Raw genomic sequence first — 13,476 nt, forward strand, 5'->3', positions numbered from 1 at the left:
GCGCGGGGGACGAGAACCGCCCGTCCGACACATCACCGCCATTCGGCGCGAGCACGTACGGTTGACGCATGACGAGCATCGGTGGGGTCGAGATGGTGGACTGGAATCTCGCGGTGGCAACCGCGACCCGCCTCGCGCGGCCGGGACCGGAAGTGAGCCGGGACGAGGCCCGCGAGATCGTCGCCGAGTTGCGGCGGCACGCCAAGGCGGCCGAGGAGCACGTGCGCGGCTACACACGGATGATCCCCGAAGGCCACGAGCCACCGGACACCCCCGTCCTGGTCGTGGACCGGGCGGGCTGGATCAAGGCCAACGTCGCGGGCTTCCGCGAGCTGCTCAAACCGCTCCTCGACAAGATGCAGGACCGCCGGTCGAACACACCGGGCGGCGCCGTCCTCGGCGCGGTGGGCGGCAAGGTGACCGGCGTCGAGCTGGGCATGCTGCTGTCGTTCCTCTCCTCGCGCGTCCTCGGCCAGTACGAGACGTTCGCCCCACCCAGCCGGGACCTCCCTTCGAGTGACGGCGGCGGTGGCCGGCTGCTGCTCGTCGCGCCGAACATCGTCCATGTCGAGCGCGAACTCGACGTCGACCCGCACGACTTCAGGCTCTGGGTCTGTCTGCACGAGGAGACCCACCGCACCCAGTTCACCGGTGTGCCGTGGCTCCGTGACCACCTCGAGGGTGAGATCCAGTCATTCCTGGAGGAGACCGAGGTCGACCCCTCCACCGTCGTGGAACGGCTGCGTGAGGCGGCCCAGTCGCTCACCGGCAACCGCCCCGAGGGCGAGGACGAGGAGGAAGGCCGGAGCCTGGTCGAACTGGTCCAGACGCCCGGCCAGAAGGAGATCCTCGGCCGGCTCACCGCGGTCATGTCCCTGCTCGAAGGCCATGCCGACTATGTGATGGACGGTGTCGGGCCGCAGGTCGTGCCCTCGGTGGCCGAGATCCGCGAGAAGTTCCAGCAGCGCAGGGCCAAGGGCGCCAGCCGGCTCGACCAGGCGCTGCGCAAGCTGCTCGGTCTGGACGCGAAGCTGCGGCAGTACCGGGACGGGGAGCGCTTCGTACGGGCCGTGGTGGAGGAGGTCGGCATGGACGGCTTCAACCGCGTCTGGACGTCCCCCAACACTCTTCCCACGAAGGCGGAGATCGCCAAGCCGGCGGACTGGATCGCACGGGTGCACCGCAAGGCGGAGTCGTAGGCCCCCGGGAGTCCCAAGCCTCCTGACGGGTCCCGCGCCTCCTCAGGACGGCGCTTCATCGGCACTGGGCTTCCTTCAGGACCGCGCTTCCTCGCGGTTACGCCTCCCAAGGAGGGGCGCGCGAAGCTTTGTGCCGGATGTCAACGCCCACAGGTGTCCACCGGAATGGGCCAGCATCACCCATCCGAGGGACCGTGGGCGGTGGGTAGGCGTGCAATGCTCGGGGAACGGCCCGGTTCTGTCACCATCGACGCACTCTGTGTGACTGAACCCCGTCCCTACTCCGACCGAGGCACCCCCCAAATATCACGAAGGGCACCGGACATGGGTCCCCATCCTGCGGTCGCGGCGATACGCCTGGCGGTCCGCCGCGTACTCCACGACGTCATCACCGAATACTCCGAACGCGCGAGCTCCGACACCGAGCGCTCCCCGCTCCCCCCGGCAGCCGACGCCGCCCCCGCCGCCGCACCGCCCCCGGCCGACGGCCGCCCCCTGGTGCTCGTCGCCTGCTCCGGCGGCGCCGACTCCATGGCCCTCGCCTCCGCCCTCGCCTTCGAGGCCCGCAAACTCTCCGTCCGCGCGGGCGCCGTCACCGTCGACCACGGTCTCCAGCCCGGCTCCGACCTCCGTGCCGCCGAAGTCGTCACCCGGCTCGTCGCGATGCGGCTCGATCCCGTCGAGTCCGTAGCCGTGACCGTCGGCCGCGACGGAGGGCCCGAGGCCGCCGCCCGCGACGCGCGTTACGCCGCACTCGACGCCGCCGCCGAGCGGCACGGCGCGGCCGCCGTCCTGCTCGGCCACACCCGCGACGACCAGGCCGAGACCGTCCTGCTCGGTCTCGCCCGCGGCTCCGGCACCCGCTCGCTCTCCGGGATGGCCCCCGTCTCCGGCGCCACCGGACGCTACCGCCGCCCCTTCCTCCAACTCGACCGGCAGACCGCCCGCAAGGCCTGTCTGGTCCAGGCGATCCCGGTCTGGGACGACCCGCACAACGCCGACCCCGCGTACACCCGTTCGCGGCTGCGCCACGAGGGTCTGCCCGCCCTGGAGAAGGCGCTCGGCAAGGGCGTCGTCGAGGCCCTGGCCCGTACGGCGCAGCTCTCCCGTGACGACGCCGACGCCCTCGACGCCTGGGCCGCCGACGCCGAGTCGGCCGTACGGGACGACGCGGGACAGCTGGAATGCGCCAAGTTGTACGCGCTGCCGCCCGCCGTCCGCCGCCGTGTTCTGCGCCGGGCCGCCGTGGTCGCGGGGGCGCCCGCCGGTTCGCTCTTCGCCCGGCACATCGAGGAGATCGACCGCCTGATCACGGGCTGGCGAGGCCAGGGAGCCATCAACCTGCCGGGCCGCGTCGAGGCCCAACGGCAGGGTGGCAGACTGGTCATCCGGCAGGGCTGAAGCGCTGAAGCACGACGGCTGTGTCTCCCGGGCGGCGAGTTCCGGCCTCCTGGCCGACAACGAAAGTGATGCGGGTGGACCACAAGGACATGGGCGCCGACCTCAAGTCGGTGCTCATCACCAAGGAAGAAATCGACGCGAAGCTCGTCGAACTGGCCGCCAAGATCGACGCGGAGTACGCGGGCAAGGACGTCCTCCTCGTCGGCGTCCTCAAGGGCGCCGTCATGGTGATGGCGGACCTGGCGCGTGCGCTGTCCACCCCCGTGACGATGGACTGGATGGCCGTGTCCTCGTACGGCGCCGGAACGCAGTCGTCCGGAGTGGTCAGAATCCTCAAGGATCTGGACACCGACATCAAGGGCAAGCACGTCGTGATCGTCGAGGACATCATCGACTCGGGCCTGACGCTCTCCTGGCTGCTGTCGAACCTCGGCTCACGGGAGCCGGCCTCGCTGGAAGTCTGCACGCTGCTCCGTAAGCCGGATGCCGCAAAGGTCGCGATCGATGTGAAATGGATCGGTTTCGACATTCCGAATGAGTTTGTTGTCGGCTATGGGCTCGATTACTCGGAGAAGTACCGGAATCTTCCATTCGTCGGCACACTCGCCCCCCATGTCTACGGCGGCTGAGCCGGGCACGGAGCCCGCGGTGCCGGGCCGGGAACCCCCGCACCCTTCCCGCCGTTGGAGCATGGGAAGACCGGTTTACCGGCAGTCCCGTGCGGTCGCGGGTGACAATGCTGGGGTACCGTCCGAAGAACAGTCTTTTCTCACAGCAGCATTTACCTACGGGCAGGAGGGACGGGGCGTTCTCGCTCCGTATGGATGGACGTGAAGCGATACTTCCGTGGGCCTGTCATGTGGATCGTGCTGGCCGTCCTCGCCGTGGTCGTGTTGATGCAGGTCGTCGGCTCGTCGGGCGGCTACAAGACGGTGGACACCGGCGAGGTCGTCCGTGCGATCGACAAGAACCAGGTCGACCAGGTCAAGCTGACCACAGGCGACGAACAGATCATCAAGATCGACCTCAAGGACGGCCAGAAGGTCCAGGGCGGTGACAAGGTCCAGGCGAGCTACATCGGCTCCCAGGGCGCTCGCCTGGCCGACAAGCTGCAGAGCAAGTTCGAGAGCGGCGACATCAAGCAGGGCTACACCGTTTCGCCCTCCAAGCAGAGTCCGTTCGTCTCTGTGCTGCTCTCCCTGCTGCCCTTCGTCCTCATCGTCGTGGTCTTCCTGTTCCTGATGAATCAGATGCAGGGCGGCGGCTCCCGAGTCATGCAGTTCGGGAAGTCCAAGGCCAAACTCATTACGAAGGACACCCCCAAGACGACGTTCGCCGACGTCGCGGGGTCCGACGAAGCGGTCGAGGAGCTCCACGAGATCAAGGAGTTCCTCCAGGAGCCCGCGAAGTTCCAGGCCGTCGGCGCCAAGATCCCGAAGGGTGTGCTTCTCTACGGCCCGCCCGGTACGGGTAAGACGCTGCTCGCCCGCGCGGTGGCCGGTGAGGCCGGCGTCCCCTTCTACTCGATCTCGGGTTCCGACTTCGTCGAGATGTTCGTCGGTGTCGGTGCCTCACGTGTGCGTGACCTCTTCGAGCAGGCCAAGGCGAACGCCCCGGCGATCGTCTTCGTCGACGAGATCGACGCCGTCGGCCGGCACCGCGGCGCGGGCCTCGGCGGCGGCCACGACGAGCGCGAGCAGACGCTCAACCAGCTGCTCGTCGAGATGGACGGGTTCGACGTGAAGGGCGGCGTCATCCTGATCGCCGCCACGAACCGCCCCGACATCCTCGACCCGGCGCTGCTGCGCCCGGGACGCTTCGACCGGCAGATCGCGGTCGACCGCCCGGACATGCAGGGCCGTCTGGAGATCCTCAAGGTCCACCAGAAGGGCAAGCCGGTCGCCCCGGACGTCGACCTGGGCGCTGTCGCCCGTCGTACGCCCGGCTTCACCGGAGCGGACCTGGCGAACGTGCTGAACGAAGCGGCGCTCCTGACGGCGCGCAGCGACAAGAAGCTCGTCGACAACCACTCCCTGGACGAGGCGATCGACCGAGTCGTGGCGGGCCCGCAGAAGCGGACCCGGATCATGTCCGAGAAGGAGAAGAAGATCACCGCGTATCACGAGGGCGGCCACGCCCTGGTGGCGGCGGCGTCTCCGAACTCCGACCCGGTGCACAAGATCACGATCCTGTCCCGCGGCCGGGCCCTGGGTTACACCATGGTCCTGCCCGACGAGGACAAGTACTCGACCACGCGCAACGAGATGCTGGACCAGCTTGCCTACATGATGGGCGGGCGCGCGGCGGAGGAGCTGGTCTTCCACGACCCGACCACCGGCGCGGCCAACGACATCGAGAAGGCGTCGGCGACGGCACGGGCCATGGTCACGCAGTACGGCATGACCGAGCGGCTCGGCGCGATCAAGTTCGGCGGTGACAATTCGGAGCCCTTCGTCGGTCGTGAGATGGGCCACCAGCGCGACTACTCGGAAGAGGTCGCCGCGCTGGTCGACGAAGAGGTCAAGAAGCTGATCGAGACCGCGCACAACGAGGCCTGGGAGATCCTCGTCGAGAACCGCGACGTTCTCGACAACCTGGTCCTCGCGCTGCTGGAGAAGGAGACGCTCAACAAGGAGCAGATCGCCGAGATCTTCTCGACGATCGTGCGGCGCCCGGCCCGTCCGGCGTGGACCGGCTCCTCGCGGCGTACGCCCTCGACCCGCCCGCCGGTGCTCTCGCCCAAGGAGCTGGCGCTCACCAACGGCGCCACCGGTAGCAACGGCTCGATTCCCGGGGTGACGACGGGCGACTCCTCGCCCGAGGCTGTTCCGGAGGAACGACCGGAGAGCTGACCCCGGGCTTCTCACCAGGCCCGGAATATCTGCCGCGCCCCACAGGTCTTAGCCTGATGGGGCGCGGCATTTCTGTTGCCGCGCACGGAACGGCAGAGGAACGAGGCCCAAATGACCAACCCCGTGAGGCTCGACGGCGAAGGTGTGATCGGCGAGTTCGACGAGAAGCGGGCCGAGCACGCGGTACGGGAGCTTCTGATCGCGGTCGGTGAGGACCCGGACCGTGAGGGCCTGCGCGAGACGCCGGGACGGGTCGCCCGGTCGTACAAGGAAATATTCGCAGGGCTGTGGCAGCGGCCCGAGGACGTCCTGACCACGACGTTCGACATCGGCCACGACGAGATGGTCCTGGTGAAGGACATCGAGGTGCAGAGTTCGTGCGAGCACCATCTGGTGCCGTTCCACGGCGTCGCGCACGTCGGATACATCCCGTCGGCCGACGGGAAGATCACCGGTCTTTCGAAGCTGGCGCGACTGGTCGACGTCTATGCCCGCAGGCCCCAGGTCCAGGAGCGGATGACCACGCAGATCGCCGACTCGCTGATGAAGATCCTTGAGCCGCGCGGTGTGATCGTGGTCGTCGAGTGCGAGCACATGTGCATGTCGATGCGCGGAGTGCGCAAGCCCGGCGCGAAGACGATCACCTCGGCGGTACGGGGGCAGCTGCGCGACCCGGCGACCCGTAACGAGGCGATGAGTCTGATCATGGCCCGCTGAACGACGACCGTGGCGACACCGGCCGGCCGACCCCTCAGACGTGGGCGGCGCCCTGGTGATGGTCGTCGTCGTGCCCGTCGTCGGGCAGCTTGAGGACACGCTCCAGGAAGAACGCGGCCGCGATCACCGCGATGCCGGCCACCACCGAGGCTCCCGCGTAGTAGGCCTGGTCCCGCCGGGCGGGGATCTCCAGGGAGCCGAGCAGGAAGACGCCCGTCCCGCCGTACATCCCGGCGACGAGCGCTGTGACGAGCGCGCTCGCCTGGCCGAAAACAACCGCGCGGGCGGCCATCATCGGATTCACACCCTTCGCGCCCGGCCGCCGTTCACGCTGCGCACGCAGCCGGGACCGCAGCGAGAGGGCCGTCGCCAAGAGGACGACGGCGATCACCGCGAGCACGATGGGTGCCGCGAGAGGCACGCTGGGCAGGGTGCCGAGCGAGTCCCAGAGGCGGGCGGCGCCCCACGAGAGCACCCCGGCCACGGCGAAGAGGCCCGCCAGAACCCCGATCCGCAATTGCCTCACCGCGAGAGCCCGCCCTTCACCCTTACTCGTCACCGACACACGTCATCCGCACACCTGCCGACAGGCACCGGCGCCGGTCCCATGACCGGACTACCGGCTCGCAGAGCCTAACGACTAGTCGGGTAGACGGAGTTCCAGGTCCGCGCGGGCCTCGACGCCCTTCTGTTCGACGACGGCGAGCAGTTCGGAGACCGTACCCCTCCCGGCCAGCCGCGCCTCCGGCTCCACGTCGTGCCAGGGCACGAGCACGAAGGCCCGCTGATGGGCGCGCGGGTGGGGGAGGGTGAGGACCGGGTCGTCCGAGACGACGTCCGCGTACGCCACGATGTCGACGTCGATCGTGCGCGGCCCCCAGCGCTCCACGCGGACGCGGTCGAAGGCCTCCTCGACGGCCTGGGCCCGCTCCAGCAGGGACGACGGCGGCAGCGTGGTCTTGACCACGACAACGGCGTTGAAGTACGTCGGCTGACTGCCCGGTTCGACGCCCCAGGGCACCGTCTCGTACACCGGGGACACCGCCTTCACCCGCAGGCCGGGGGTGTCCTCCAGCGCGTCGATCGCGCCCTGGAGGGTCTCCAGCCTGTTGCCGAGGTTGGACCCGAGGCTGATCACGGCCCGCTTCGGATTGGACAGGGTGACATCCGCCGCATCGACCTGGGCCACCACCGAGGCCGGCACCGGCTGAACGGTCGGATCGCTCTGTGGATTCATACTCGGCTCCGGGTGATCGTGATGGTCACGTCGTCGAAGGGGACCGTGATCGGGGCATCCGGCTTGTGGAGCGTCACCTCGACCTCCTCGACGGCATCGTGCTTAAGACACTGCTCCGCAATGCGCTCGGCAAGCGTCTCGATCAGGTCGACCGGTTCACCCCGCACGACGGCCACGACCTCCTCGGCCACGACTCCGTAGTGGACCGTTCTCGTCAGGTCGTCGCCCGCGGCGGCGGGGCGGGTGTCGAGGCCCAGCACCAGATCCACGATGAACGTCTGCCCCTCCTCCCGCTCCCGGGGGAAGACGCCATGGTGCCCACGGGCCTTGAGCCCGCGCAGCGCGAGACGGTCCACGCGAATCACTCCTGCTGTCGTTGGTCAGGTGGGGCACTGTGCCGCACGCGGAGGCGCGTGTCCCCGGTCGAATCTACTCGCGGGCCCCGGCACGGACTGCCCGTGGGGGGCCTCGGTCACCGCGGGCGACAGCCACGGCGGGCGCCGCGCGACAGGGAACCGCAGGTAGTTCCGGGGGCGCGGGACCGGCCCTCGTAGGTGCCTTACCCACTCACGCGGGAGATTCGTCGTCCTGCTCGTCGTCGGTTTCGGCCAGAACGGGCGAGCCGTGGTGGGACCAGACCCGCCAGCCCTCGGGGGTGCGACGGAAGACGTTGGTGGCGACCACCAGTTGGCCGACGAGCGGGCCGAGCGCACCGCTCTCCTCGGCCGGACCACCGCTGAGGATGTTCTCGGTGCAGGTCACCAGGGCGGTGTCGCCCGCGACGGAGACCACGACATCCGTGAGGAAGAACTGGATGTACTCGGTGTTGGCCATGATCAGCGCATACGAGCGCAGTACCTCGCCGCGGCCCGTGAGCACCGGCCAGCCCGGGTGGACACAGCTGACGGCGGGGTTGTCGCCGTCCAGCCAGAGGTCGGACAGCTCGTCCAGGTCGCCGCGCTCCATGGCTTCGTAGAAGGCCGTGTTGAGAGCGTCGACCTGTTCCTTGTCGGTCCCGCTCGGAGTGCTCTTCACCGGGCTCCCTCGATGGCACGCGCCACGCGGACGGCGTCGGCGGTCGCGCGGACCTCGTGCACCCGTACCGCCCAGGCGCCCTCGTGGGCGGCGATCGCCGAGACGGCGGCGGTCGCGGCGTCGCGTTCGCGCGCGGGGGGCGGGGCGCCGTCACCGGCCAGTACGCGGCCGAGGAACCGTTTACGGGACGCGGCGACCAGCAGCGGCCGGCCCAGGGCCCGTAGGTCCCCGGCGTGGGCGAGCAGCGCCAGGTCGTGTTCGGCGCCCTTGGCGAAGCCGAGGCCGGGGTCGATCACCAGGCGCTCGGGGGCGATTCCGCCCGCGATCACCGCTTCCATGCGCTCGCGAAGTTCGGCCACCACCTCGGCGACGACGTCCGTGTAGACGGCGCGGCTGTTCATGTCCTGGCTGAAACCGCGCCAGTGCATGACGACGAACGGCACGCCCGTGGCGGCGACGGCGGGCACCATGGCCGGATCCGCGAGGCCGCCGCTGACGTCGTTGACCAGGACCGCGCCGGAGGCCACGGCCCGCTCGGCGACGGACGCCCGCATGGTGTCCACGGACACCGTGACGCCCTCGGACGCCAGGCCCCGAACGACGGGCACGACCCGCCGCAGCTCCTCGTCCTCGTCGACCCGCGAGGCGCCGGGGCGCGTCGACTCCCCACCGACGTCCACCAGGTCGGCGCCCTCGGTGACCAGATCGAGGCCGCGCTTGACGGCGGCGGTGGTGTCGAACCAGCGGCCGCCGTCGGAGAAGGAATCGGGCGTCACGTTGACGACTCCCATGACCGCGCAGCGGTCCCACTCCGGCAGGCCGTCGACCGTGCCCCTTCCGCCCTGGGGGCGCAACGTACTCATACGTCCCACCCTAGGCCCGTACGTGCCCGGGTACGCCCCCACCGGGCGGGGTCGGCCCCCACCGGGGGACACCGTCACACCCCCGGGGAGCGTCCGGGAAGAGGGGCGGGGCCAGGACGCGTGCCGGGTCAGTGCGCGGCGATCTGGGCGACCGTCTCCAGCTCCACCTCGGTACGGGGGATGGCATGGGCGTCGGCGTCGATCGAGCGGCGCAGCGCCTCGTGCAGCCGGGCCGGCGTCAGCACACCGAGGAAGCGCCCCGTCTCCTCCTTGTCGATGACGGCGATCCAGCCGGCGTCGTGCTGGAGCATCGTGGAGAACGCCTGCTTGAGGGAGGCGCCGACGGGCAGCCAGGCCTCCATACGACGGGCGTGCTCCCGTACGGTGCCCGACGAGCCGGTCTGCTCGGTGGAGATCCAGCCGTGCAGATTGTCCTCGGCGTCCAGGACGACGGCCCAGCGCGCGCCCTCCTTGGAAAGCTTCGCCGCCGCGGTCCGCAGCTGGTCGTCCAGGTGCAGCACGGGCGGCTGTTCCAGGTCGCCCTCCTCGATCGGGGTGACCGAGAGCCGCTTGAGGCCGCGGTCCGCGCCGACGAAGTCGGCGACGTACGGCGTGGCGGGGGCGCCCAGCACGGCGGCCGGGGCGTCGAACTGCTCGATGGTGCCCTGCCCGTAGACGGCGATCCGGTCACCGAGGCGGACCGCCTCCTCGATGTCGTGCGTGACGAAGAGCACGGTCTTGTTGACGGCGGCCTGGAGCTTCAGGAACTCGTTCTGGAGATGCTCGCGTACGACGGGGTCCACCGCGCCGAAGGGCTCGTCCATCAGCAGGACGGGCGGGTCGGCGGCCAGCGCGCGTGCCACGCCCACGCGTTGGCGCTGTCCGCCGGAGAGCTGCTCGGGGTAGCGGTCGCCGTGGACGGACGGGTCGAGGCCGACCAGGTCGAGGAGCTCGGCGGCGCGCTCGCGGCTCTTGCCGCGCGGCCAGCCGAGGAGATGGGGGACGGTCGCCGTGTTCTCCAGGATCGTCTTGTGCGGGAACAGACCGACCTGCTGGATCACATAGCCGATCCGTCGCCGGAGCTGGACGGGGTCGACGGTCGATATGTCCTCCCCGTCCATGAAGATCCGGCCTTCGGTCGGTTCGATCAGCCGGTTGACCATCTTCATGGTGGTGGTCTTGCCGCAGCCGGACGGTCCGACGAGCGTGACCAGCTCGCCCGCCCCGACCTCCAGGCTGAGGTCGTCGACGGCCGTGGTGCCGTCCGGGTACCGCTTGGTGACGTGCTCGAATCGGATCATGATTTCCCCATTGTGACGGGTCTTGTGTGAAGGCAATGTTGCTGGAATGTGGCGGCCTTCCGCGATTGTCAGTGGTCGGGGATAGGGTCGCCGAGACAAAGACACCAGACATACGTTCGGGGAGATAGGGGAGGCGGGGGTGGATGAGCGCTCAAAGCTGTCTGGCGGCGAACGAATGGATCTGCGGAGAGTACCTCCGCTCCCGTAGCCAGGAGTTGATCGATGCGACGGTCCAGCACATCTGGATCACCGTTGTCTCGGTCCTCATCGGGCTGCTCGTGGCCTTTCCACTGGCCCTGCTCGCCCGCGCCAAACCGGCTTTCGCGGGCCCTGTGCTCGGACTGACGACGCTGCTCTACACAATCCCGTCGCTGGCGATGTTCTCGCTGCTGCTGCCGTTCTTCGGGCTGTCGTCCGCGCTGGTGATCACCGGCCTGGTGCTGTATTCGCTGACGATTCTTGTGAGGAACATCATCGCGGGCCTCGACTCCGTTCCGGCGGAGGCCAAGGAGGCGGCCCGCGGTATGGGGTACGGCTCCGGGCGGCTGCTCTGGGAGGTCGAGCTGCCGCTCGCGCTGCCCGCGCTGATGGCGGGTGTCCGGATAGCGACGGTCTCGACGGTCGCGCTGACGACCGTCGGCTCGATCGTGGGGCGCGGCGGGCTCGGCAATCTCATCGAGGACGCGCTGCCGAGCCTCTTCAAGGCACAGGTGCTGGCCGCCTCGGTGCTCTGCGTGCTGCTGGCGGTCACCGCGGACCTGCTCCTGCTCGGACTCCAGCGGCTGCTCACGCCCTGGACCCGGGCCCGTACGGGCCCGGGCCGTGCGTCACGTCCGTCGCGCGAGGGCCGGACCGGCGGCCCGGTGAAGGTGGGGGGCTGACCGATGGGTGTCCTGGGAGACGCGTGGACCTGGTTGATCACCGGGTCCAACTGGTCGGGCGACGGCGGTGCGCTGGCCCGGCTCGGTGAGCATGTGTACGTCAGCGGGGTCGCCCTCGCGCTCGCGTGCGCGATAGCCCTGCCGACGGCCTTCTACCTCGGGCACATCGGCAAGGGCGGCGCGCTCGCGATCAACATCTCCAACATCGGGCGGGCGGTCCCGGTCTTCGCCGTGCTCGCGCTGTTCATGCTCTCGCCACTGCGCAACGCCGGTTATGTGCCGACGATCGTCGCGCTGGTGCTCTTCGCCGTGCCGCCGCTGCTGACCAACGCCTACGTGGGCATGCGGGAGGTGGACCGCGCGGTGCTGGAGGCCGCCAGGGGCATGGGGATGTCCGGGCGCCAGCTCTTCGTACGGGTCGAGCTGCCCCTCGCCTATCCGATGGTGATGACCGGCCTCCGGTCCGCCTCCGTCCAGGTGATCGCCACCGCCACGATCGCGGCGATGGTGGGGCAGGGCGGCCTCGGGCGGATCATCACCGCCGGCTTCAACACGTACGACACCCCGCAGGTCGTCGCCGGCGCGCTCCTGGTGGCGCTGCTCGCGCTGGTCGTGGAGGGCGTGCTCGTGGCGCTGGACCGGGTGCTCGACCCGTCTCCGTCCGTCACCGCCGTCCGGGCACCGGTGCCCGTCGCGCGGGACGGCGGCGCGGCCGGCGCTCAGGGCGGCGGCGACGCGCTTCCGCGGGACCGGGTGACGAAGACGGTGTGAGAAGACGGTGTGACATGACGACCGAGTGACACGACAGGCGTGTGGACCAGCGGGCGTTCGAATCGACGACGGTACGAATCGACGACCGTGTGACGAAAGACTTTTCAGGCCTCCTCCGGGGCCTCCCTCAACGGATGGTGAATTCTCATGAGCAAGACCTCGCGCATGGCGGGTGCCGTACTCGGCGTTGTCGTCCTGACCGGATCGCTCGCCGCGTGCGGCGGCGACAGCCTGGAGTCGGACGGCGGCTCGGACAAGGGCTCGGGCTCCGACAAGAAGGGCTCCCTCGTCGTCGGCGCGGCGGCCTTCACCGAGTCCAAGGTGCTGGCCGAGCTCTACGCGCAGATCCTCGGCGACGGCGGATACGACACGTCCGTCACCACGGTGAAGAACCGCGAGCTGTACGAGCCGTCCCTGGAGAAGGGTGAGATCGACGTCGTCCCGGAGTACGCGGCGACGCTCACCGAATTCCTCAACGCCAAGGTCAACGGCGCGGACGAGGCGGTGAAGAAGCCGCTCGCCTCCAGCGACACGGCCGCCACGGTCGCCGCCCTGGAGAAGCTGGCGGAGCCGCGCGGCCTGAAGGTGCTCCCGGCCGGCAAGGCGGTCGACCAGAACGCCTTCGCGGTGACCAAGGAGTACGCCGAGAAGAACAAGCTCAAGACCCTTTCGGATCTGGGCGCCTCGAAGCTCAAGGTGAAGATCGCCGCGGGTGACGAGTGCGAGGTACGGCCGTTCTGCGCGCCGGGTCTGAAGGAGACGTACGGAATCGATGTCACCGGCATCGACCCGCAGGGCGTCGGTACTCCGCAGGCCAAGCAGGCGGTCAAGGACGGCAAGGACCAGCTGGTTCTCAGCACCACCACGGACGGCACGCTCGACAGCTTCGGTCTGGTGGTCCTGGAGGACGACAAGAAGCTCCAGAACGCGGACAACGTACTTCCGGTCGTCAATGCCAAGGACGCCGGTTCGCAGGAGATCGCGGACATTCTCGGCAAGCTCACCGACATCCTCACGACGGAGGATCTCGCGAAGCTCAACCTGAAGGTCGACGCGGAGCGCGCGAAGCCCGCCGATGTCGCCAAGGAGTATCTGGAGTCCAAAGACCTGATCGGCAAGTAGGGCAAGTGGCCGGAGGCGGCGGGAAGTAGAGGGACGGGAGTGGAGTCGGCAACGGACGGGGAAAGATTGTCCGGCCGACCCCCATTCCGGTTCGACG

The 13,476-nt window shown here is 69.3% G+C and carries 14 protein-coding genes; 8 read left to right on the top strand and 6 right to left on the bottom strand.

The annotated features are described in order from the left end of the window. The first annotated feature begins 68 nt into the window (after nt 1-68). The 5 genes from ACFWU9_RS15530 (at nt 69) to folE (ending at nt 6,169) form a co-directional block, all read left to right on the top strand. Nucleotides 69-1,199, top strand: a complete 1,131-nt coding sequence (locus tag ACFWU9_RS15530) for a zinc-dependent metalloprotease (RefSeq protein ID WP_384318429.1) — start codon at nt 69-71, stop codon at nt 1,197-1,199. 324 nt (nt 1,200-1,523) lie between these two features. Then, on the top strand, nt 1,524-2,600 hold the full coding sequence (gene tilS / locus ACFWU9_RS15535) for a tRNA lysidine(34) synthetase TilS (protein ID WP_384318431.1): 1,077 nt from the start codon (nt 1,524-1,526) through the stop codon (nt 2,598-2,600). A 68-nt stretch (nt 2,601-2,668) separates the two neighbouring features. Then, a complete protein-coding gene (gene hpt / locus ACFWU9_RS15540) occupies nt 2,669-3,229 on the top strand; it encodes a hypoxanthine phosphoribosyltransferase (RefSeq protein ID WP_384318433.1) in 561 nt (186 codons plus the stop codon). Nucleotides 3,230-3,424: 195 nt separating this feature from the next. Continuing rightward, nucleotides 3,425-5,452, top strand: coding sequence for an ATP-dependent zinc metalloprotease FtsH (ftsH, locus tag ACFWU9_RS15545; protein ID WP_384318435.1), 2,028 nt, complete (start codon nt 3,425-3,427; stop codon nt 5,450-5,452). Between the two features lie 111 nt (nt 5,453-5,563). Next, the gene (gene folE, locus ACFWU9_RS15550; RefSeq protein WP_384318437.1) at nt 5,564-6,169 is read left to right on the top strand and encodes a GTP cyclohydrolase I FolE; all 606 of its coding nucleotides are present in this window, start codon (nt 5,564-5,566) and stop codon (nt 6,167-6,169) included. Nucleotides 6,170-6,203: 34 nt separating this feature from the next. Here folE and ACFWU9_RS15555 read toward each other — a convergent pair whose 3' ends face one another. The 6 genes from ACFWU9_RS15555 to ACFWU9_RS15580 form a co-directional block, all read right to left on the bottom strand. After that, the gene (locus tag ACFWU9_RS15555; RefSeq protein WP_384318548.1) at nt 6,204-6,695 is read right to left on the bottom strand and encodes a DUF3180 domain-containing protein; all 492 of its coding nucleotides are present in this window, start codon (nt 6,693-6,695) and stop codon (nt 6,204-6,206) included. Between the two features lie 114 nt (nt 6,696-6,809). Then, nucleotides 6,810-7,406, bottom strand: coding sequence for a 2-amino-4-hydroxy-6-hydroxymethyldihydropteridine diphosphokinase (folK, locus tag ACFWU9_RS15560; protein WP_384318439.1), 597 nt, complete (start codon nt 7,404-7,406; stop codon nt 6,810-6,812). Further along, nucleotides 7,403-7,762 carry a dihydroneopterin aldolase gene (gene folB / locus ACFWU9_RS15565; RefSeq protein WP_384318441.1) on the bottom strand — a complete coding sequence of 120 codons (360 nt, stop codon included), beginning with the start codon at nt 7,760-7,762 and terminating at the stop codon, nt 7,403-7,405. The genes folK and folB overlap by 4 nt, the downstream gene beginning before the upstream one ends. Before the next feature lie 211 nt (nt 7,763-7,973). Beyond that, complete coding sequence (locus ACFWU9_RS15570; RefSeq protein ID WP_384318443.1) at nt 7,974-8,441, bottom strand: nuclear transport factor 2 family protein; 468 nt, start codon at nt 8,439-8,441, stop codon at nt 7,974-7,976. Then, nucleotides 8,438-9,304 carry a dihydropteroate synthase gene (gene folP / locus ACFWU9_RS15575; RefSeq protein WP_384318444.1) on the bottom strand — a complete coding sequence of 289 codons (867 nt, stop codon included), beginning with the start codon at nt 9,302-9,304 and terminating at the stop codon, nt 8,438-8,440. Before folP ends, ACFWU9_RS15570 begins: the two co-directional genes overlap by 4 nt. 128 nt (nt 9,305-9,432) lie before the next feature. After that, nucleotides 9,433-10,605, bottom strand: a complete 1,173-nt coding sequence (locus ACFWU9_RS15580; RefSeq protein WP_384318446.1) for an ABC transporter ATP-binding protein — start codon at nt 10,603-10,605, stop codon at nt 9,433-9,435. 143 nt (nt 10,606-10,748) lie between these two features. Between ACFWU9_RS15580 and ACFWU9_RS15585 the strand changes: the two genes are divergently transcribed. The 3 genes from ACFWU9_RS15585 (at nt 10,749) to ACFWU9_RS15595 (ending at nt 13,379) form a co-directional block, all read left to right on the top strand. Beyond that, entirely contained in the window at nt 10,749-11,486 is a 738-nt protein-coding gene (locus ACFWU9_RS15585) for an ABC transporter permease (protein WP_384318448.1), read from the top strand. A 3-nt stretch (nt 11,487-11,489) separates the two neighbouring features. Next, the gene (locus ACFWU9_RS15590; RefSeq protein ID WP_384318450.1) at nt 11,490-12,257 is read left to right on the top strand and encodes an ABC transporter permease; all 768 of its coding nucleotides are present in this window, start codon (nt 11,490-11,492) and stop codon (nt 12,255-12,257) included. A 147-nt stretch (nt 12,258-12,404) separates the two neighbouring features. Next, nucleotides 12,405-13,379, top strand: a complete 975-nt coding sequence (locus ACFWU9_RS15595; RefSeq protein ID WP_384318452.1) for a glycine betaine ABC transporter substrate-binding protein — start codon at nt 12,405-12,407, stop codon at nt 13,377-13,379. Nucleotides 13,380-13,476: the final 97 nt, after the last annotated feature.

It is taken from the genome of Streptomyces sp. NPDC058653 (assembly GCF_042716895.1).
GTDB lineage: Bacteria > Actinomycetota > Actinomycetes > Streptomycetales > Streptomycetaceae > Streptomyces.